The sequence below is a fragment of the Streptomyces sp. SYP-A7185 genome, assembly GCF_046103685.1.
In the GTDB taxonomy this organism is placed as follows: domain Bacteria; phylum Actinomycetota; class Actinomycetes; order Streptomycetales; family Streptomycetaceae; genus Streptomyces.
The window spans coordinates 6,823,374-6,843,997 of record NZ_CP122310.1; the positions used below are offsets into that span (position 1 = coordinate 6,823,374).

Annotated in this window: 15 protein-coding genes; 11 read left to right on the forward strand and 4 right to left on the reverse strand. The window is 70.0% G+C overall.

Going from position 1 to position 20,624, the window contains the following annotated elements; translation table 11 throughout:
• Positions 1-72: 72 nt before the first annotated feature.
• The 4 genes from QBL25_RS30055 to QBL25_RS30070 all read left to right on the forward strand — a co-directional run bounded on the left by QBL25_RS30055 (position 73) and on the right by QBL25_RS30070 (position 7,472).
• On the forward strand, positions 73-2,310 hold the full coding sequence (locus tag QBL25_RS30055; RefSeq protein WP_409060072.1) for an IucA/IucC family protein: 2,238 nt from the start codon (positions 73-75) through the stop codon (positions 2,308-2,310).
• Between the two features lie 36 nt (positions 2,311-2,346).
• Positions 2,347-3,369, forward strand: coding sequence for a GNAT family N-acetyltransferase (locus QBL25_RS30060; RefSeq protein WP_409060073.1), 1,023 nt, complete (start codon positions 2,347-2,349; stop codon positions 3,367-3,369).
• A 193-nt stretch (positions 3,370-3,562) separates the two neighbouring features.
• The gene (locus QBL25_RS30065; RefSeq protein ID WP_409060074.1) at positions 3,563-5,389 is read left to right on the forward strand and encodes an IucA/IucC family protein; all 1,827 of its coding nucleotides are present in this window, start codon (positions 3,563-3,565) and stop codon (positions 5,387-5,389) included.
• Between the two features lie 40 nt (positions 5,390-5,429).
• Complete coding sequence (locus QBL25_RS30070) at positions 5,430-7,472, forward strand: ATP-dependent DNA helicase (RefSeq protein WP_409060075.1); 2,043 nt, start codon at positions 5,430-5,432, stop codon at positions 7,470-7,472.
• Between the two features lie 171 nt (positions 7,473-7,643).
• Here the strand turns inward: QBL25_RS30070 and lexA are convergent, their stop codons facing one another.
• Positions 7,644-8,423, reverse strand: coding sequence for a transcriptional repressor LexA (gene lexA, locus QBL25_RS30075; RefSeq protein ID WP_367045483.1), 780 nt, complete (start codon positions 8,421-8,423; stop codon positions 7,644-7,646).
• 494 nt (positions 8,424-8,917) lie between these two features.
• On the opposite strand from lexA, the gene nrdR reads away from it, so the two are divergent.
• Positions 8,918-9,472: a transcriptional regulator NrdR gene (nrdR, locus tag QBL25_RS30080; protein ID WP_409060076.1), complete on the forward strand. Its 555-nt coding sequence runs from the start codon at positions 8,918-8,920 to the stop codon at positions 9,470-9,472.
• Between the two features lie 135 nt (positions 9,473-9,607).
• A complete protein-coding gene (locus QBL25_RS30085; protein WP_409060077.1) occupies positions 9,608-12,505 on the forward strand; it encodes a vitamin B12-dependent ribonucleotide reductase in 2,898 nt (965 codons plus the stop codon).
• A gap of 66 nt (positions 12,506-12,571) precedes the next feature.
• Here QBL25_RS30085 and QBL25_RS30090 read toward each other — a convergent pair whose 3' ends face one another.
• Positions 12,572-13,099 (reverse strand): TerD family protein, encoded by a 528-nt coding sequence (locus QBL25_RS30090; protein WP_409060078.1) that lies wholly within the window; start codon positions 13,097-13,099, stop codon positions 12,572-12,574.
• A 148-nt stretch (positions 13,100-13,247) separates the two neighbouring features.
• Between QBL25_RS30090 and QBL25_RS30095 the strand changes: the two genes are divergently transcribed.
• The 4 genes from QBL25_RS30095 (at position 13,248) to QBL25_RS30110 (ending at position 16,556) form a co-directional block, all read left to right on the forward strand.
• The gene (locus QBL25_RS30095; protein ID WP_409060079.1) at positions 13,248-14,081 is read left to right on the forward strand and encodes an arylamine N-acetyltransferase family protein; all 834 of its coding nucleotides are present in this window, start codon (positions 13,248-13,250) and stop codon (positions 14,079-14,081) included.
• A 33-nt stretch (positions 14,082-14,114) separates the two neighbouring features.
• Entirely contained in the window at positions 14,115-14,720 is a 606-nt protein-coding gene (locus tag QBL25_RS30100) for a YdbC family protein (protein ID WP_409060080.1), read from the forward strand.
• A 249-nt stretch (positions 14,721-14,969) separates the two neighbouring features.
• Positions 14,970-15,629, forward strand: coding sequence for a histidine phosphatase family protein (locus QBL25_RS30105; RefSeq protein WP_409060081.1), 660 nt, complete (start codon positions 14,970-14,972; stop codon positions 15,627-15,629).
• A gap of 12 nt (positions 15,630-15,641) precedes the next feature.
• Complete coding sequence (locus QBL25_RS30110) at positions 15,642-16,556, forward strand: ADP-ribosylglycohydrolase family protein (protein ID WP_409060082.1); 915 nt, start codon at positions 15,642-15,644, stop codon at positions 16,554-16,556.
• A 349-nt stretch (positions 16,557-16,905) separates the two neighbouring features.
• On the opposite strand, the gene QBL25_RS30115 is transcribed toward QBL25_RS30110, so the two are convergent.
• Positions 16,906-17,193, reverse strand: a complete 288-nt coding sequence (locus QBL25_RS30115) for a hypothetical protein (RefSeq protein ID WP_409060083.1) — start codon at positions 17,191-17,193, stop codon at positions 16,906-16,908.
• A gap of 42 nt (positions 17,194-17,235) precedes the next feature.
• Between QBL25_RS30115 and QBL25_RS30120 the strand changes: the two genes are divergently transcribed.
• Positions 17,236-18,702 (forward strand): DUF4153 domain-containing protein, encoded by a 1,467-nt coding sequence (locus tag QBL25_RS30120; protein WP_409062823.1) that lies wholly within the window; start codon positions 17,236-17,238, stop codon positions 18,700-18,702.
• Between the two features lie 263 nt (positions 18,703-18,965).
• Here the strand turns inward: QBL25_RS30120 and QBL25_RS30125 are convergent, their stop codons facing one another.
• Positions 18,966-20,522: an MFS transporter gene (locus QBL25_RS30125; RefSeq protein WP_409060084.1), complete on the reverse strand. Its 1,557-nt coding sequence runs from the start codon at positions 20,520-20,522 to the stop codon at positions 18,966-18,968.
• Between the last annotated feature and the right edge of the window lie 102 nt (positions 20,523-20,624).

Genomic DNA, 20,624 nt, shown 5'->3' on the forward strand with positions numbered 1-20,624 from the left:
GACGGCCACGAGACAACAGCACAGCTCCAGCCCGTCGCCCCGGAGCCCGAACGACTTCACAAGGAAGCCCTCTTGAACGCCACCCCCGCATCCGACGGCCCACCCGACCCGCACGTCCCAGGCGCGTGCGGCAAGCAATCCTCGCTGGTGGCGGAGCCCAGTACGGTGCCCCGGCAGAAGGGGGGCCGGCAGACCGAGCAGCTGCGCGGCACGCCCGCCGACCTGCTGGAGCACCCCGATCCGCACACCGCCGCACAGGTGGCGGCCATCGAGAACCTCCTGCGCTGCTGGGTACGCGAGAACGACTTCCCCGCACCCGAACAGGGCGCCCTGCGCATCCCGCTGGAAGCCAGCGGTACCGCCCTCCTTGTCCCCGTGTACTACTGGTCGGCCACCGGCTGGCACCGCTTCGGCCTCCCGTTCCTGGAAGACGGCCCGCAAAGCGCCCCCCCGGCCGACGCCGTCACCGTCGCGGCCCTCCTGGGGCGCGAGACCGGCAAGCGCGGTGGAGAGGGGGCACCCGGTTCGGTGGGCACCGGTCCGGCGGCTCCCGGTCCGGTGGGGCCCGGGTCAGCGGCTCCAGGTCCGGTGGGTCCTGGTTCAGCGGCTCCCGGTCCGGTGGGTCCCGGTTCGGCGGGCCCCGCCCTGACCGACCCTGTTTCGACAGGCTCCGCTCCGGAAGGTGATGGTGCCGCACGCACTGATCACCCCGGCGGCGGATCTGGCGGCGGCCCAGGCCTGGGTGCCGCCCCCGGTACCGCACCTGGCGTCGCCCCTGGGCCCGGCGTCGCCCCCGCCCCCGACGTCACCCCCGGGCCCGAAGTGGGAGCCGGCAGCGACGGCGGGCGTGTCGACGGCGGAGGCGATCTTGTCGGCCGTGTCGCCGACTCGGTGCGGCGCACCGCCACCTTCATCGCCGACCGCCGGGACAACCCCGGCGACGAGCCCGACCTCTTCCTCGCCGCCGAGCAATCCCTGCTCCTCGGCCATCCCCTGCATCCCACCCCGAAGAGCCGTGAGGGACTCTCCGACACCGAATCCCGGCTCTACTCACCGGAGTTGCGCGGCGCCTTCGCCCTGCACTGGCTCGCCGTCGACCCGTCCGTACTCGCCACGGACTCGGCCTGGACCGAGCGAGGCCGCACCCTCCCGGCCGATCAGCTCACCGCCCGCCTCGCCGGGCCGGATCTGCCGCTGCCGCAGGGCCACGCCGCCCTGCCCCTGCACCCGTGGCAGATGCGTGAGCTCAGGCACCGCCCCGCGACTGCCGCCCTCCTGGAAGCCGGTCTCCTCCAGGACCTCGGCCCGCACGGCGCACCGTGGTACCCCACCTCCTCCGTGCGCACCCTCTACCGCTCCGGTGCCCCGGCCATGCTGAAGCTCTCGCTCGGCCTGCGCATCACCAACTCCCGTCGTGAGAATCTCCGCAAGGAACTCCACCGCGGCGTCGAGGTCCACCGGCTGCTCCGCAGCGGTCTCGCCGAGCAGTGGCAGGCCGCCCACCCGGGCTTCGACGTGATCCGCGACCCGGCCTGGCTCGCCGTGACCGGCCCCGACGGCGCACCCGTGACCGGGCTCGACGTCATGATCCGGCACAACCCCTTCGGTCCCGGTGACGACGCCACCTGCATCGCGGGACTCGTCTCGCCCAGGCCGTCGCCGCACTCCACGGGGCACGACCGCCCCCCGATGCGCTCCCGGCTCGGGGAGATCGTCACCCGCCTCGCCGTACGGACGGGCCGCCCCAGAGGAGCCGTCGCCACGGAGTGGTTCCTGCGCTACCTGGAGAACGTCGTACGCCCCGTGCTCTGGCTGGACAGCGAGGCAGGCGTCGCCCTGGAAGCCCACCAGCAGAACACCCTCCTGATGCTCGACTCCGACGGCTGGCCCGTGGGCGGCCGCTACCGCGACAACCAGGGCTACTACTACCGCGAGTCCCGACGCGCCGAACTCGACCGCAGGCTTCCCGGCATCGGCGAGCACAGCGACACCTTCGTCTCCGACGAGGTGGCCGACGAGCGCTTCGCCTACTACCTCGGCATCAACAACGTGCTCGGCCTCATCGGGGCCTTGGGCGCCCAACGCCTGGCCGACGAGCAGCTGTTGCTCGCGGGATTCCGCCGCTTCCTCGGCGACACCGTCTCCGGCCCGGCTCCCCTCCGGACGCCACTGCCCGCTCTGCTCCTCGACTCACCGGTACTCCGGTGCAAGGCCAACCTGCTGACCCGCCTCCGCGGTCTCGACGAGCTCGTGGGCCCCGTCGACACCCAGTCCGTCTACGTCTCCATCGCCAACCCCCTTCATTCCTGAGGAACATGAACCACTCTCTCTGAGAGGAGCGACGCCGTGCCTCCGTCTCCCCCCGATGCGAGCACCGACGCCGGAACAGAGTCCGCAGCCCCGTCCGCAGCCCAGTCCGCCTCACGGTCCTCCGCCCCACGGCCCTCAGTCGCCGAACCCGCAACCGAGCCCTCCGCCGCGGACAGGGCGGACGCCCAGGACACCCTGGACCTGCGCCTCCCGGACGAACTCATCGCGCTGTTCGGCGCGGGCGCCACGAGCGACAAGAGCGACCCGAGCGACGCGGCCGGCATGGCGGACGCGGGCGGCGCGGTCGAAGCGGGCAATCCGGCCGAAGCGTGGAGTGCGGACGCCCGGCGCATCGGAGCCGGCGTGCGCACGGCGGACCGTGCTCCGACACCGACACCGACACCGACACCGACACCGACACCGACACCGACGGCCGCCTGGCCGCCCCCCATTTCTTCCCCTGCCTCAGTGGTCACATCATCAGCCGACGACCTGCTCGACTCAGTCGCCGGCTGGGGCCCCACGACCACCGCGGCCGGTGTCTTCCAACTGGTGCCCGTGTGCGTCGAACGCGATCTCTCCCTCATCAGCCGCTGGATGAACGACCCCGCCGTGGCGGCGTTCTGGGAGCTGGCCGGCCCCGACGCCGTCACCGAGGCGCACCTACGCGCCCAGATGGACGGTGACGGACGCAGCGTCCCCTGCCTCGGAGTCCTGGACGGCACACCGATGAGTTACTGGGAGGTCTACCGCGCGGATCTCGACGCCCTGGCCCGGCACTATCCGGCCCGCCCGCACGACACCGGTCTTCACCTCCTCATCGGCGGTGTCGCCGATCGCGGCCGTGGGCTCGGGACCTCCCTGCTGAGAGCCGTCGCCGACCTCGTGCTCGACCGTCGCGCCTCCTGCGCACGCGTCATCGCAGAACCTGACCTGCGCAACACCCCCTCCGTCTCCGCATTCCTCAGCGCCGGCTTCCGCTTCGCCGCCGAGGTGGATCTCCCCGACAAGCGCGCGGCGCTCATGGTCCGTGACCGGGCCCTGCGCGCAGTGCTCTGACCCGCTCACTCTTAGTACACCGCTCGACCTGATCCGGTTCCCTCCCTCTGGAGTCCCCGTGCCGAATCCGTCCGACCCCGTCCCTCCGACGCCCCGAGAGCCAGCCGCACCATCAGCACCCTCCGCTCTCTACGACCCGCCCGAGCTGACCGCGGACAGGTGGGCCGGCGGCGGACGCCGCCTCCTCGCCAAAATGGTCGGTGAGTTCGCCTACGAAGAGATCATCAAGCCCGTCGCCGCCGGACCGCCGACGGACGACGTGGATAGTCACAGCTACAGCTTCAGCCTCGACGCCGATCCCGATAACACCGATAAAAGCGCCGACACCCCCCACGCCCAAACCGACACCCCCCACGCCCAAGCCGCCCAACCCCACCGCCCCCACCCCTCCACCGCCCGCCTCCTCTTCCGAGCCCGCCGCGGCTCGTACGGCAGTTGGCACGTCGATCCCGCCAGCCTCGCCCTGGCCGAAGGCGACGGGCCGCCGCTTCCCTTCAGCGATCCCCTCCGCTTCCTCACCCGGGCCCGCCGCACCCTGGGAATCGACGGCGCCACGCTCGGCCACCTCATCCGCGAGCTGACCGTCACGCTCTCCGCCGACGCCCGGCTCGACCAGACCGCCCTCCCCGCGGCCCAGCTCGCCGACCTCGGCTACGCCGAACTCGAAGGGCACCAGACCGGCCACCCCTGGCTCATCCTCAACAAAGGCCGCATCGGTTTCTCCGCGAGCGACACCGCCCGCTGGGCCCCCGAGGCCCGGCTCACCGCGCAGCTCCCGTGGATCGCGGTCCACACCGACATCGCCGCCTACCGAGGCGTCTCCGGACTGAACACCGCGGAGAAGCTCTACGCACGGGAACTGGCCCCCGCCACAAGGGAATCCTTCGCGGACATACTCAGGGCACGCGGACTCGACCCGCACGCCTACCTCTACCTGCCGGTGCACCCATGGCAATGGGACGACATCGTCCTGCCTCTCTTCGCCCCCTCCGTCGCCGCGGGCGCGATCGTGCCCCTCCCCACCGACGGCGATCTACGGCTGCCCCAGCAGTCCATCCGTACGTTCCTGAATCTGTCCCGCCCCGACCGGCACACGGTCAAGCTGCCCCTGTCCGTCCTCAACACCCTGGTGTGGCGCGGACTCCCGACCGAGCGCACGCTAGCGGCACCTGCCGTCACCGCGTGGATGCACGCCCTGCGGGACGCCGACCCCTTCCTGCGCGACGAATGCCGGGTGATCCTGCTCGGCGAGGTCGCCTCCGTGACCGTCGAGCACCCGCTGTACGACGGCCTTCCCGAGGTCCCCTACCAGTACAAGGAACTTCTCGGCGTGATCTGGCGCGAACCGATCACCCGGTATCTCGCCCCCGACGAACGCGCCCGTACGCTCGCCTCCTTGTTGCACACCGACCCGCACGGCAGGGCCTTCGTCGCCGAGCTGGTCGAGCGCTCCGGTCTCGCCCCCGAGGCCTGGCTACGGCGCCTCTTCGGCGCGCTGCTGCCACCGCTTCTCCAGTTCCTGTACCGCTACGGGACCGTGTTCTCCCCTCATGGGGAGAACGCCATCGTCGTTTTCGACGACAAGGACGTCCCGGTCCGACTGGCGGTGAAGGACTTCGTCGACGACATCAACGTCAGCGCCGAAGGCCTTCCCGAGCACGCGTCGATGCCGGACGACGTCCGTGACGTCCTGCTCACCGAACGCCCCGACTTCCTCACGCAGTTCATTCATTCAGGGCTCTTCGTGGGGGTCTTCCGCTACCTCGCACCCCTCTGTCAGACACAGCTGGGCATCCCGGAGAGCACGTTCTGGTCCCTCGTCCGCGCCGAGATCCTCCGCCACCAGGCGCGCGCCCCGCAGCTCAAGGAGCGGTACGAGATGTTCGACCTGCTCACCCCGCGCATCGAGCGGCTGTGCCTCAACCGGAACCGGCTGCACCTCGACGGGTACCGCGACCGCCCGGAGCGCCCGCACGCCGCCGTGCACGGGAGCGTGCCGAACCCTCTGCACCAGCCGTGATCGAAGGATTGTCAGTGGAGACCCGTAGGGTGGTCGCGCTATGACAAAGCCCTCCCTTCCCGAGCTCCTGCACGCCGCCGTCACCGCCGTCGGCGGCACAGAGCGACCTGGCCAGGTGACGATGGCCGAGACCGTCGCCGAGGCGATCGACGACGGTTCCCATCTCCTGATCCAGGCCGGCACCGGCACGGGCAAGTCGCTCGGCTATCTGGTGCCCGCGCTCGCGCACGGCGAGCGCGTGGTGGTGGCGACGGCCACGCTCGCGCTACAGCGCCAGCTCGTGGAGCGTGATCTTCCGCGGACGGTGGACGCCCTGCATCCGCTGCTGCGCCGCCGCCCCCAGTTCGCCATGCTCAAGGGCCGGTCGAACTACCTGTGCCTGCACCGCCTGCACGAAGGGGTGCCGCAGGAAGAGGAGGAGGGCCCGGGTCTCTTCGACCAGTTCGAGGCCGCCGCCCCCACCAGCAAGCTCGGCCAGGACCTGCTGCGCATGCGCGACTGGGCGGACGAGACGGAGACCGGCGACCGGGACGACCTCACCCCTGGGGTCTCCGACCGCGCCTGGTCCCAGGTGTCCGTCTCCTCCCGGGAGTGCCTGGGCGCGTCGAAGTGTGCGTACGGAGCGGAGTGCTTCGCCGAGGCCGCGCGGGAGCGGGCCAAGCTCTCCGAGGTCGTCGTCACGAACCACGCGCTCCTCGCGATCGACGCCATCGAGGGTGCCCCCGTCCTTCCCCAGCACGAAGTGCTGATCGTGGACGAGGCCCATGAGCTGGTCTCCCGCGTGACCGGCGTCGCCACCGGCGAGCTCACCCCGGGGCAGGTCACCCGCGCCGTGCGCCGAGCCGCCAAGCTCGTCAACGAAAAAGCGGCCGACCAGCTCCAGACCGCCGCCGAAGGCTTCGAGCGGGTGATGGAGCTCGCGCTCCCCGGCCGCCTCGAAGAGATCCCGGAGGACCTCGGGTACGTGCTGATGGCCCTGCGTGACGCCGCCCGCACGGTGATCTCGGCCCTCGGCTCCACCCGCGACAAGTCGGTCCAGGACGAGGACGCCGTCCGCAAACAGGCCCTCGCCTCCGTGGAGAGCATCCACGACGTCGCCGAGCGCATCACGAACGGCTCCGAGTGGGACGTGGTCTGGTACGAGCGGCACGACCGCTTCGGAGCCTCGCTGCGCGTGGCGCCCATGTCCGTCTCGGGTCTGCTCCGCGAGAAGCTCTTCAGCGATCGCTCGGTGGTCCTCACGTCCGCCACCCTCAAGCTCGGCGGCGACTTCAACGGCGTGGGAGCCTCCCTGGGGCTCGCCCCGGAGGGCACCGAGTCCGAGGACGCCCCGGCGTGGAAGGGCCTGGACGTCGGGTCGCCCTTCGACTACCGCAAGCAGGGGATTCTGTACGTCGCCAAGCACCTGGCCCGGCCGGGCCGCGAAGGCACGCGCAGCGACATGATCGACGAGCTGGCCGAACTGATCGAGGCGGCGGGCGGTCGTACGCTCGGTCTGTTCTCGTCCATGCGCGCCGCTCAGAACGCGGCCGAGGAGCTGCGCGGCCGGCTCGACATGCCGATCCTTTTGCAGGGCGAGGAGACGCTGGGTGAGTTGATCAAGAACTTCGCGGCGGACACGCAGACCTGTCTGTTCGGGACGCTCTCGCTGTGGCAGGGCGTCGACGTGCCCGGCGCCAGCTGCCAGCTGGTGGTCATGGACAAGATCCCCTTCCCGCGCCCCGACGACCCCCTGATGAGCGCTCGCCAGAAGGCGGTGGACGACGCCGGCGGGAACGGCTTCATGGCCATCGCCGCGACGCACGCGGCGCTCCTGATGGCGCAGGGTGCTGGGCGCCTGGTGCGGGCCTCGGCGGACCGTGGAGTGGTCGCCGTCCTGGACCCCCGGCTCGCGACCGCGCGCTACGGCAGCTACCTCCGGGCCTCGCTCCCCGATTTCTGGTACACCACGGACCGTAACCAGGCGCGTCGTTCCCTGGCCGCGATCGATGCGGCGGCCAAGGCGGATCCCACGCCCAACCCCAAGCCCGACCCCAAGACCAATCCGCAGACGGACGGCGAGGACGAGGCCGCCGCAGAGTAGACGGCCGTCTCTTGGGCCTCGGAGCACGAGGCCCAGGAGAGACACGAGGCCCAGGAGACACGAGGCCCGGGAGAAGTGAGTCCAGGTCGCTGAAAGCCCCAGGTGCCTGAAGACGCAGCAGGGCCCCGGAACCGGCGCAGTTGGTTCCGGGGCCCGGTCAGGGGCGGTGGCTCACACCCGCCGCAGCACCGCCACGACCTTGCCGAGGATCGTTGCCTCGTCACCGGGGATGGGCTGGTACGCGGAGTTGTGAGGGAGCAACCAGACGTGACCGTCCTCGCGCTTGAACCGCTTCACTGTCGCTTCGCCGTCGAGCATGGCGGCGACGATGTCGCCGTTCTCCGCGACCGGCTGGCGGCGCACCGTCACCCAGTCACCGTCGCAAATCGCGGCCTCGATCATCGAGTCGCCGACGACCTTGAGGACGAACAGTTCACCGTCGCCGACGAGCTGCCGGGGGAGCGGGAAGACGTCCTCCACCGACTCCTCGGCGAGGATCGGGCCACCGGCCGCGATGCGGCCGACCAGCGGGACGTACGAAGCGGCGGGCTTGCCCGCCGTGTCAGTGGGCTGGCTGCTGGGCTGGTCCGAGCCCCGCACCTCGTACGCGCGCGGGCGGTGCGGGTCGCGGCGCAGGAAGCCCTTGCGCTCCAGGGCCATGAGCTGGTGCGCGACCGAGGAGGTGCTGGAGAGGCCCACCGCCTGCCCGATCTCCCGCATCGACGGCGGGTATCCCCGGCGCTGCACTGAGTCCCTGATGACCTCGATGACGCGGCGCTGCCGGTCGGTGAGGCCTGAGCTGTCGGCGCGGATGCCCGGAGGTCGTCCCGGTAGGGAGCGTGTGGGCTTCGGGCCCTCCGGGTTCGTGGCGTCATTCATGGCATGCACCGGCTCGAGTCGGCTCTGGCGGTCCTGGGCAGTGATGGTGGCACTGTCTGCGGTGGTGGTCACGTCGGTCGGCCCCTCTCGAGATTGTCTCCCTAGTTAGCCAACGGTAGTTGCTTTCGAAAGGTTGCGCCAAACACACGTTCGAGTGAAAAAGTGCAGAATGCCTGCCGCGATCATGCGTCTGGGTGTATGGCTAACGTTCGAGCCGAGTGGCATTTCGGTTCATTACGGTACGCTTCACCGCCGGGGTCAAGGCCCCCTCGGTGAGGCCCCCAATACTGCCACTCGTTGACCGGTCAACCCGGCACCGCCCCCTTCCCGTGCGGCGCGCGAGGCGGCCTCGTACTCTTCCCGGCGGGGCGTGGGCATGCGACACGCGATGGGGCCGGATTTACGGCCAAACCCCAGATCTAGTGGTTGGATTGCAACCACGGCCCAGAAGTTGTGGTCCCCGGTGTTTTCTGGCCGTGGGCATCGCCTATGCTGGGGGCTGCTTCGAGGGCCTCCTGGGCCGGTTGAGGCCTATGAGTCGTGTCGTGAAGGAGGGTTGGAGTTCCATGCACTGCCCCTTCTGCAGGCACCCCGACAGTCGCGTGGTCGACAGTCGCACCACGGATGACGGCACATCGATCCGCCGGCGCCGTCAGTGCCCCGATTGCTCCCGTCGTTTCACGACCGTGGAGACCTGTTCACTGATGGTGGTCAAGCGCAGCGGCGTGACCGAGCCGTTCAGTCGTACGAAGGTCATCAACGGCGTCCGCAAGGCATGCCAGGGGCGGCCGGTGACCGAGGACGCCCTCGCCCAGCTCGGCCAGCGGGTCGAGGAAGCGGTGCGGGCGACCGGAAGCGCGGAATTGACCACGCACGACGTGGGTCTGGCCATACTCGGTCCGCTGCAGGAGCTGGACCTCGTGGCCTTCCTGCGTTTCGCCTCCGTGTATCGGGCCTTCGATTCGCTCGAGGACTTCGAGGCTGCCATCGGGGAGCTGCGGGACCAGCGGGAAAAGCGGCTCGACGACGAGTCGCGGGGCGCCGGTGGTGAGAGCGGCGCGAAGGACTGCGGGCCCGGAGGGACTGTCGAAGTCCCGGTGCCCGCCACTGCCGCCGACTGACCGGCTGAACGGCCGACGGCGGCACACACAGACCTGTTGCGGATGACCTTCGTGGGATCCGCGGCACCAGACAACACCGTGTCACGGGAAGAACGTGGCACTTCAGGGCGTTTTAGCCTGATACAGGGAGGCGGCATGACCGAGACGACGAGCGGCCCGGCACGAGGTTCCCGCGCCAAGGGATCCAAGGCCAGCAAGGGTCTGCGTATCGAGCGCATCCATACGACGCCCGGCGTGCATCCGTACGACGAGGTGGTCTGGGAGCGCCGAGACGTCGTCATGACCAACTGGCGCGACGGCTCGGTCAACTTCGAGCAGCGTGGCGTCGAGTTCCCCGACTTCTGGTCGGTGAACGCGGTCAACATCGTCACCAGCAAGTACTTCCGCGGGGCCGTTGGCACCCCGCAGCGCGAGACCGGCCTCAAGCAGCTGATCGACCGCATCGTGAAGACCTACCGGAAGGCCGGCGAGGACTACAGCTACTTCGCCTCGCCCGCCGACGCCGAGATCTTCGAGCACGAGCTGGCGTACGCCCTCCTGCACCAGATCTTCAGCTTTAACTCGCCGGTCTGGTTCAACGTAGGCACGCCCCAGCCGCAGCAGGTCTCCGCCTGCTTCATCCTGTCCGTGGACGACTCCATGGACTCGATCCTCGACTGGTACAAGGAAGAGGGGATGATCTTCAAGGGCGGCTCCGGCGCCGGCCTGAACCTCTCCCGCATCCGCTCCTCCAAGGAACTCCTCTCCTCCGGCGGCAACGCCTCGGGACCGGTCTCCTTCATGCGCGGTGCCGACGCCTCCGCGGGAACCATCAAGTCGGGCGGCGCCACGCGCCGCGCCGCCAAGATGGTCATCCTCGACGTCGACCACCCCGACATCGAGGGCTTCATCGAGACCAAGGTGAAGGAAGAGGAGAAGATCCGCGCCCTGCGTGACGCGGGCTTCGACATGGACCTGGGCGGCGACGACATCACGTCCGTCCAGTACCAGAACGCCAACAACTCGGTCCGTGTGAACGACACGTTCATGAAGGCGGTCGAGCAGGGCGGCAAGTTCGGTCTGACGTCCCGCATGACGGGTGACGTCATCGAGGAGGTCGACGCCAAGTCGCTCTTCCGCAAGATGGCCGAGGCCGCCTGGGCCTGCGCCGACCCCGGCATCCAGTACGACGACACCATCAACGCCTGGCACACCTGCCCGGAGTCCGGCCGGATCAACGGCTCGAACCCGTGCAGCGAGTACATGCACCTGGACAACACGTCCTGCAACCTCGCCTCGCTGAACCTGATGAAGTTCCTCAAGGACGACGGCCTGGGCACGCAGTCCTTCGACGCCGAGCGCTTCTCGAAGGTCGTCGAGCTGGTCATCACCGCGATGGACATCTCGATCTGCTTCGCGGACTTCCCGACGCAGAAGATCGGCGAGAACACCCGCGCCTTCCGCCAGCTGGGCATCGGCTACGCCAACCTCGGCGCCCTGCTGATGGCGACCGGTCACGCGTACGACTCCGACGGCGGCCGCTCCCTGGCCGGCGCCATCACCTCCCTGATGACGGCTCGGTCGTACAAGCGTTCCGCCGAGCTCGCCGCGGTCGTCGGCCCGTACGACGGTTACGCCAAGAACGCGACCCCGCACAAGCGCGTCATGAAGCAGCACTCCGACGCCAACGCCACGGCCCCCCGCGTCGACGACCTGGACACGCCTATCTGGGCCGCCGCCACGGAGGCCTGGCAGGACGTGCTGCGCCTCGGCGAGAAGAACGGTTTCCGTAACTCCCAGGCGTCCGTCATCGCCCCGACCGGCACCATCGGTCTCGCGATGTCCTGCGACACCACGGGCCTGGAGCCCGACCTCGCCCTGGTCAAGTTCAAGAAGCTCGTCGGCGGCGGCTCGATGCAGATCGTCAACGGCACCGTGCCGCAGGCCCTGCGTCGCCTGGGCTACCAGGAGGAGCAGATCGAGGCGATCGTCGCCCACATCGCCGACCACGGCAATGTGATCGACGCCCCCGGTCTGAAGCCCGAGCACTACGAGGTCTTCGACTGCGCGATGGGCGAGCGTTCCATCTCCGCGATGGGCCACGTCCGGATGATGGCGGCCATCCAGCCGTGGATCTCCGGCGCGCTCTCCAAGACGGTGAACCTGCCGGAGACGGCCACCGTCGAGGACGTCGAAGAGGTCTACTACGAGGCGTGGAAGATGGGCGTCAAGGCGCTCGCCATCTACCGCGACAACTGCAAGGTCGGCCAGCCCCTCTCCGCGAAGAAGAAGGAGCAGGAGAAGGCCGAGGTCACCGAGAAGGCCGAGGACACGATCCGTGCCGCGGTCGAGAAGGTGGTCGAGTACCGCCCCGTCCGCAAGCGCCTCCCCAAGGGCCGCCCGGGGATCACCACCTCCTTCACCGTGGGTGGCGCCGAGGGCTACATGACCGCCAACTCCTACCCGGACGACGGTCTCGGCGAGGTCTTCCTGAAGATGTCCAAGCAGGGTTCGACCCTCGCGGGCATGATGGACGCCTTCTCGATCGCCGTCTCCGTGGGCCTGCAGTACGGCGTTCCGCTGGAGACCTACGTCTCGAAGTTCACGAACATGCGCTTCGAGCCGGCCGGCATGACGGACGACCCGGACGTGCGGATGGCGCAGTCGATCGTCGACTACATCTTCCGTCGCCTGGCGCTCGACTTCCTGCCCTTCGAGACGCGCTCCGCGCTCGGCATCCACTCGGCCGAGGAGCGTCAGCGTCACCTGGAGACGGGTTCGTACGAGCCGTCCATGGACGACTCGGAGGTCGACGTCGAGGGTCTGGCCCAGTCCGCGCCGCGGCAGCCCGAGACCCTGAAGGCCGTCGCCGCGCCGAGGGTCGAGGCCGAGAAGCCCGCTCCGCAGCAGGCGCACACCAGCGCCGAGCTCGTCGAGATGCAGCTCGGCATCCAGGCCGACGCCCCGCTGTGCTTCTCCTGCGGGACGAAGATGCAGCGCGCCGGGTCCTGCTACATCTGCGAGGGCTGCGGCTCGACCAGCGGTTGCAGCTGATCCGCTGAGCTAGCCGAGTGAGGGGTGGGCGGAGCCGGAAGGCTCCGCCCACCCCTCACCGCGTTCTCAGTGCTCGCCGCCCATCAGCGCGGCGAAGGCCGTCGGGTCGGCGTCGAAACCGCGGATGATCTCGCGGAAGGACCACGCGCCCGACTCGTCCCGGGTGAACTCGGCGACGGTGGCGGCCGTGGAACCGGAGACCCCGGCGAGGTCGCTCAGGGCGAGGTCCGTGTACCCGTGACGGATCCGGACGGACGTGTTCGTGATGTCGCCGAACACCTTCTCCCCTTCGTGGGGCTGTATGGCCACACCGACCACCACGCGCGCGTACGTCGCCGCGAGCCGGCCGAGCTCCAGCGTCATGACCTCGTCGAAGCCGAAGCCCTGGCCCGTCTTGCTGTCCCTGTTGAGCGTGATCGTCCCGTCGGGGGCGCGGCTGCCGAAGTGGACCAGGTAGACAGGGCTGCCGTACGGGTCGTCGGCCGTATAGGTCGCGGCGATGATGTCGAGATCATGCGAGGGCGAGCCGACCGGGCTCGGATCCCATTTGAGCCCCACCTCTACCTTCTCGATTCCCTTGCTGACACTGCTCACCAGAGATCCCCCTCCTCGTAGTCCCCGTTGAAACCGATGCTCTAGGCATGTCCAACGCACACGCTACGACGCGTGACCGACATCACCGAAGTCCGCCGGTCGGAAAGGCTGTTGGCGCGCGGACACGGTCGTGTGGATCATTGCTCTCATGGCATGGAACGGGGAAGAACTGGATATCGAGTCCTACCTGGCCAGAGTCGGCCACGAGGGAGAGGTGAAGCCCGACCACGACACCCTTCGTGCGCTCCATCGCGCGCATGTGGCGTCGATCCCTTTCGAGAACCTGGAGATGATGCTCGGCCGGCCGGTCTCGCTGGACCTGGGGGCGCTCCAGGACAAGCTGGTGCGGCGGCGCAGAGGGGGCTACTGCTATGAACAGAACCTGCTGTTCGCGGCGGTCCTGGAGCGCGTCGGCTTCGCCGTCACGGGGCTCGGCGCCCGCGTCCGGGTCGGCGCCTCGTCGCGCCGCGCGGTGACCCACATGCTCCTGAAGGTCGAGGCGGACGGGCGGCAGTGGCACTGTGACGTCGGTTTCGGCGGTCTGGGGCTGCTCGAACCGATCCTTCTGGGGGACGAGGGCGACGTACGGCAGGACGTGCGACAAGGAGAGTGGCGGTTCGGGATCGTCCAGGAATCAAACGGTGCGCGAGTGTTGCGGACCGCGCAAGCGGACGGCTGGGCCGACCTCTACGAGTACACGCTGGAAGAACGGATCCCCGCCGACTACGTGGTGATGAACCACTACACGTCGACCCACCCCATGTCGTCGTTCATCCGCCGCCCGGTGATCCAGAGGGCCGCTCCGGAGGTGCGACGCAGTTTGGTCGGTGCCCATCTGACGGTGACGCGTCCCGACGGTACTTCGGACGAACGTGACGTATCCGCCCGGGAGTTGGGGGAAGTCCTCGACCACGAGTTCGGTATCGAACTGAGCGCCGATGATCGCGCCCAGCTGATCCGGGCGCACTACGCCGGAGCGTGACCCGGGCCACGCTCCGCGCCGTACGATGGCGCGGTGCTGGTCAAGTGGATTCGCTGCACCGTGGTGGACCGACGGGGGTTCGAGCGGGGACAGCGGAAGTGGGCGGGGCTTCTGGGGGAGCCGGGGTTCCGGGGACAGGGCGGGGGGTGGAGCCGGGAACGGCCGGGTGTGGCGCACGTCTTCGGCTTCTGGGAGAGCCGTGCCTTCTACGACTCCTTCATGGCGCGCTCGCACGACCGGCTCGCCGCCACGCAGGCGGGCACCTTCAAGGACATCCAGAGCAAGCTCTTCGACCACCGCTTCGACGTGAAGACGGGCTTCGAGCCGCGCTTCGCCGACGCCGACGTGGTGCGGGTGGCGCACTGCCGGGTCCATGAGGCGCGCGTGGAGCACTTCGCGCTCATGCAGGAGAAGGTCTGGAATCCCGCGATGGCGGGCTCCCCGGGCATGGTGCGCGGACTCTTCGGCGAGGCGCCCGGACACGAGTTCCTCGTCCTCTCCATGTGGCTGTCCGCCGCCGAGCACGGGAAGTACCGCAGGGAGCGGGTGGAGCGCCTCTCGCTGCGGGCCCAGACGGAGGCCGACGTCGCGGCACTGGCCGGTGACATCGTGGAACTGGAACCGTCCTGGACGGTGTGACGCCACGCGAGCCGTCCTGGGTGGTGCGGCGCCCCGCGAACCGTGCTGGATGGTGTGGCGCCACGTGAATCGTCCTAGGTGGTGTGGCGCCACGCGCGCCCCGTACGCCCTAACCGCGCGCTCCGTACGCCCTATAGGTCGCGTACGACGCATAGCGCGCATACCTCGCATACGCCGGATGGCGCCCGGAGAGGGCCCGGACGGCCGACCGGTTGAGCCATCGGGGAGGGCCCGATCTAGGGTTTCCGTATGGCACGTCCGCAGCGCATCTTCCTTGTCCGGCACGGCGAGTCGGCCGGAAACGCCGACGACACCGTGTACGAACGCGAGCCCGACCACGCGCTGGCGCTCACCGAGAAGGGGTGGCGGCAGGCGGACGAGACGGGTGAGCAGCTACGGGAGGCCGTCGGCCTGGAGCGGGTGAGCGTGTACGTCTCGCCCTACCGCCGCACCCACGAGACCTTCCGTGCCCTGCGCCTCGACCCCGAGCGGGTGCGGATCCGCGAGGAGCCGCGGCTGCGGGAGCAGGACTGGGGAAACTGGCAGGACAGGGACGACGTCAGGTTGCAGAAGGCGTACCGCGACGCGTACGGCCATTTCTTCTACCGCTTCGCCCAGGGCGAGTCGGGGGCCGACGTGTACGACAGGGTGGGCGCGTTCCTGGAGAGCCTCTACCGCAGCTTCGAGGCCCCGGACCATCCGCCGAACGTCCTCCTCGTCACCCACGGCCTGACCATGCGGCTGTTCTGCATGCGCTGGTTCCACTGGTCGGTTGCGGAATTCGAATCGCTGTCCAACCCCGGGAACGGCGAGATGCGGACGCTGGTGCTCGGCGACGACGGCAAGTACACCCTTGACCGGCCGTTCGAACGCTGGCGCGAACCCGAACCGTACGGTGTCACCGGATAGAGTGGCAGGGCGATGACCGCTGACTCCTCTCCCGACCGGCGCCTGGCCCGCGCTCTGGCCAGCCTGCGTGGACTGGCGGTGGGGGACGCGCTGGGCTCTCAGTTCTTCGTGCCCGCGAACTACCCGCTGCTCAAGCGCGGGGAAGCGCCCCCAGGCCCCTGGCAGTGGACCGACGACACCGAGATGGCCTGCTCCGTGTTCGCCGTCCTGGTCCGGCACGACCGGATCGACCAGGACGCGCTCGCGCTGTCCTTCGCCGAGCACCATGACTTCGACCGCGGGTACGGCCCCGCCGTGAACCGGCTGCTCAGGCAGGTCCGGGAGGGCGGGGACTGGCGGGAGCTGGCCTCCGCGCTGTTCAAGGGCATGGGTTCCTGGGGCAATGGCGCGGCCATGCGGATCGCGCCGCTCGGCGCCTGGTACGCGGACGACCCGGAGCAGGCGACGCACCAAGCGGAGATCTCCGCGTACCCCACGCACCAGCACCGTGAGGCGGTCGTGGGCGCCATGGCGGTGGCCGCCGCGGCGGCGCTGGTGGCCGATCCCGCGGGGCCGCCCGCTCCGAAGGCACTGCTCGACGGGGTCATCGACCTGGTGCCGCGCAGCGCCGTGGGAGCGGGGCTGCGCCGCGCACGGGACATGCTCGACTACGGGGACGCTACGACGGTCGCCGCGGTCCTCGGCTGCGGTCGCCGCACGACGGCTCATGACACGGTGCCGTTCGCGCTGTGGTCGGCCGCTCGGGGCCTCGGCGATTACGAGCGGGCCATCTGGTCCACCGCCCAGGTGGGCGGAGACATGGACACGACCTGCGCCATCGTGGGTGGAGTGGTCGCTTCAGGCGAGGGCGGGGCGCCGCCCGAGGCCTGGCTGGAGCAGACGGAGCCGCTGCCGGACTGGGTGCCGATGCCAGGCGCTTCGGGCTGACTGATCGGGTGGCTGACTGTTCGCTCCGCTGACTTCTCGTCGCTCCGCTGACTGTTCGCTCCGCTGACGTTCGCTTCGGGATCTCCTGGTGTCGTGGGTTCGGGCCTCTTGCCCCGGTGGTTCCCGGCCTACTGTCACGGTCATGCCACAGCGTGGCCGATGCCGGTGCTGTCGGCGGTCGCGCGGCTAATCTTTCGGGCAGGCCGCGAGTTGATCATGACTCGCGTGTCCTCAACGAGATGCCGGTCGCCCCGGCGGCCCTGCACGCGTGCGTGCCGCACGCCGCCCGCGCGCGGACCGGCCGGGAGGGGGTCCCGTGTCCGACGATGCACCATCCACGCCTGAGCCTTCAGACGTGGAAGATCAACCAGTCCGCCCTGCGCGAGATGCGACAGGAGGGCAGCCAAGGCGTCCGCGAGGAGACGGTGCCGGCGCTCGTAGCGCGGGTGGCGACGGCGACCGTGGCGGGGCCGAGCGTGGCGACGGTGACCATGGCGACGCCGACCGCGGTGACGGTGACCATGGCGACGCCGGCGACAGCGAGGCGTACGAGGCGTATGAGGCGTACGAGCCGTTCGATGAGCCTCAGGACGCCGTGCCCCCGCCGCGCGCCGCGCCGGGCAGTCCGGGGCCTCATCCTGACTGGGCGTACCCGCCAGGCGGGTACAAGCCCGAGCCTCTGCTCGCCGACCTGCGGGCCGAGCCGCCCGCCCCGGTACGGACGGCCACACTGGGCGCGGTGCTCGCGACCGGCCTTCTGAGCATGCTGCTGCTCGGCGACGGGCTCGCGATCAACCTGCTGATCGTCGCGCTGCCGGCCGCGCTCGCCGCGTACTTCGCCGCCGAGCAGGCCGGCCGCATGCCGCGCCCATGGACGCTGGCCTGGGCGATCGGTGGCCTCGGGCTGCTCGCCGTGCCCGCGCTGCGGGACGCGGGCTGGCCCTCGTTCCTCGCCATCGTCTCCGCCGTCGCCCTCGGCTCGCTCGCGCTGCACGGCTGCCGCACCTGGCCCGGGGTGCTGCTTGCCCCGGTCGGTCTGTTCGAAGCGGTGCTCTCCGGTCTCGGCTGGGGCTGGCGCGGGGTGCGGGGCCGGGCGAGCGGATCCCGGAGCGGCCCCGTGCTGCGGGCGGCCGGGGTCACCGCCCTGCTGCTGGTGGTCTTCGGGGCGCTCTTCGCCGGGGCCGACGCCGCCTTCGCGGGACTCCTGGGCGATCTGATGCCCGACGCCTCCGTGGGCGAGGGGCCGTGGCGTCTGCTGCTCTTCGTGCTCGGCGTCGTCGGAGCGCTCGCCGCGGCGCACACCGCTGCCGCGCCCGTCCGCTGGGACCGGCTCGTCGTCGGTCCCGGCCGGGAGCGGGGGCGCGTCGAATGGGCGTTGCCGCTGATCGTCCTGAACCTGCTGTTCGCCGCGTTCAACGTGGTGCAGCTCGCCGTGCTCTTCGGCGGCTACGACGCGGTCCTCGAGAAGACCGACCTCTCGTACGCCGCGTATGCGCGCCAGGGCTTCTGGCAGCTGCTCCTGGCCACGCTGCTCACCCTCGTCGTCATCGTCCTCGCTCTGCGCTGGGCGCCGAGGGACGGGGCGGGCGACCGGAACCTGGTGCGGGGCGTGCTCGGGACGCTCTGCGCCCTCACGCTCGTCGTGGTCGCGTCGGCGGTACGGCGCATGGACATGTACGTCGACGCGTACGGCCTGACCCGGCTGAGGGTGTCGGTCATGGCCGTCGAGCTCTGGCTCGGCCTGGTCATCGTATTGATCATGGCGGCCGGTCTGTGGGGCGCCCGATGGCTGCCGCGCGCCGTCGCCGCCAGTGCCGCGGCCGGTGTGCTGGCCTTCGGGCTCCTGTCGCCCGACGGCCTCATCGCAGAGCGCAACGTCCAGCGGTACGAGGACACCGGGAAGTTCGACCTGGAGTACGCCCAGGGGCTGTCAGCCGATGCCGCTCCGGCCATCGACGGGCTCCCGGAGCCGCTGCGCTCCTGCGCCCTGGAGGGCATCGCCAACGGCCTCGGGTCCGAGACCGGGCCTTGGTACGCCACCAGCCTGGGGGAGGCGCGGGCCAGGGACATCATCGAGGACCACCCGCCCACGGCGTCCGACGAGGACTGCATGGGCGTCGACGAGGGGACGGCCTCGTACCGCTGAGTCGGTGGTCTGGGGTGGTCTGCGGTGGCCTGCGGTGGCGTGTGGTGGCTTGTGGTGTTCCGTGGCGGGCCGTAGTGGCCTGTGATGGCCCGAGGCGGCCCGTGCGGTGGCCGGTCTGGCTCCGCGGAAGCTCACGGCGGCTCGGTGCGGCTCGGTGCGGCTCGCTGCGGCTCATGACGGCTCGCGACGGCTCACGGCGGCGAGCGGCTGCCGGGTCGCCCCCTCGCCGCCCTGGGCGACCCGGCCTGGTGCGGACGCCCCCGTCAGCCGCCCGCAGGCCCCGCCGCGCTCGCGGTGCCGGACAGCGCCTCCATGTCGCTCTTGCGCACCCGGACCACCACCAAGGCGGTGAGCAGGGCGAGCACGGCCATGGCGACGGCAGGGATGAAGGCCGTCGAGATCCCCTGGGACAGCACTTCGTGTCCCCAGGGGGCGGGCAGCTCGCCGGTCTTGGCGAAGGCGGCCTTCTGTTCCGGCGAGGCGTTCGCCATGAAGTCCGCCACCTGATCCTTGCCCTCCTCGCGGCTCGCGGTGCCGAACACCGTGGTCAGGATGGAGAGACCGAGCGAACCGCCCACCTGTTGCGTCGCATTGAGCAGGCCCGACGCGGCGCCCGCCTCGTGCGGGGCCACTCCGGAGACGGCCGTCAATGTAAGGGTCACGAAGTTCAGACCCATGCCGAAGCCGAACAGCAGCATCGGGCCGAGCACTCCGCTCACGTACGAGCTGTCCGGGCTGATGAACGTCTGCCAGCCGAGCCCTAGGGCGACGAGGGCGGAACCGGTCACCATGAACGGCTTGGGGCCGAGGACCGGGAGCAGCCGCTGGGAGATGCCCGCGCCCGCCACGATCGCGACCGTGACCGGCAGGAAGGCGAGGCCCGCCTCGATCGGTGTGTAGCCCAGGACGTTCTGGACGAAGAGCACGATGAAGAAGAACATCCCGAACATCGCCGCGGCCAGGCTCAGCATGATCACGTACGAGCCGGAGCGGTTGCGGTCGGCGAACATCTTCAGCGGAGTGATCGGTTCCTTCGCCCGGCTCTCGATCAGGGCGAAGGCGAGGAGCAGCACGATCGCCGCGCCGAACGAGCCCAGGGTGAGGCTGTCGCGCCAGCCGTCCTCGGAGGCCCGGATGAAGCCGTAGACCAGGGAGGCCATGCCGAGGGTCGAGGTGAGGGCCCCCGCGATGTCGAAGCGGCCCGGATGGCGCTCGGACTCGCTGATGTAGAGCGGGGTGAGGAAGGCGATCAGGATGCCGATGGGCACGTTCACGAACAGCACCCAGCGCCAGTCGAGCCACTCCGTGAGCATGCCGCCGGCCAGCAGGCCGATGGCGCCGCCGCCGGCCGAGACGGCCGCGAAGACGCCGAACGCGCGGTTGCGCTCGGGGCCTTCGGGGAACGTCGTGGTGATCAGGGCCAGGGAGGTGGGTGACGCGATCGCGCCACCTACGCCTTGCAGGGCGCGCGCGGCCAGCAACTGCCAGGGCTCCTGAGCGAATCCACCCAGGAGCGAGGCGAGGGTGAAGACCAGGATTCCGGTCATGAAGACCCGGCGGCGGCCCAGGATGTCACCGGCCCTGCCGCCGAGAAGCAGCAGGCCACCGAACGTGAGGGTGTACGCGCTGACGACCCAAGTGAGGTCAGTGGTGGAGAATTTGAGCGCGTCCTGAATGTGCGGGAGCGCGATGTTCACAATCGTCGCGTCGAGGACCACCATGAGTTGGCAGGCCGCGATGACGGTCAGGGCGATGCCGGGCCGGCCTTCTCGGCGGGCGGCGCCGGGCTTTTGATCTTTGGCTAACTGAGAGGTTGTCACTATGGGTCCCCCACAAGAGCGTTAGTGAACGCACCCGTTCACTGTCGCGTCAACGGTAGTGACTCCCCATCAGTGAACGCAACCGTTCACTGACACTGCCTC

Excerpts from the sequence above, each read along its gene's own strand:
- QBL25_RS30115 (WP_409060083.1), bottom strand. The coding sequence starts at position 17,193 with ATGAGGCCCCGGACTGCCCGGCGCGGCGCGCGGCGGGGGCACGGCGTC.
- QBL25_RS30110 (WP_409060082.1), top strand. The coding sequence starts at position 15,642 with ATGACCGCTGACTCCTCTCCCGACCGGCGCCTGGCCCGCGCTCTGGCC.
- nrdR (WP_409060076.1), top strand. The coding sequence starts at position 8,918 with ATGCACTGCCCCTTCTGCAGGCACCCCGACAGTCGCGTGGTCGACAGT.
- QBL25_RS30065 (WP_409060074.1), top strand. The coding sequence starts at position 3,563 with ATGGTCGGTGAGTTCGCCTACGAAGAGATCATCAAGCCCGTCGCCGCC.
- QBL25_RS30095 (WP_409060079.1), top strand. The coding sequence starts at position 13,248 with ATGGCATGGAACGGGGAAGAACTGGATATCGAGTCCTACCTGGCCAGA.
- QBL25_RS30085 (WP_409060077.1), top strand. The coding sequence starts at position 9,608 with ATGACCGAGACGACGAGCGGCCCGGCACGAGGTTCCCGCGCCAAGGGA.
- QBL25_RS30105 (WP_409060081.1), top strand. The coding sequence starts at position 14,970 with ATGGCACGTCCGCAGCGCATCTTCCTTGTCCGGCACGGCGAGTCGGCC.
- QBL25_RS30070 (WP_409060075.1), top strand. The coding sequence starts at position 5,430 with ATGACAAAGCCCTCCCTTCCCGAGCTCCTGCACGCCGCCGTCACCGCC.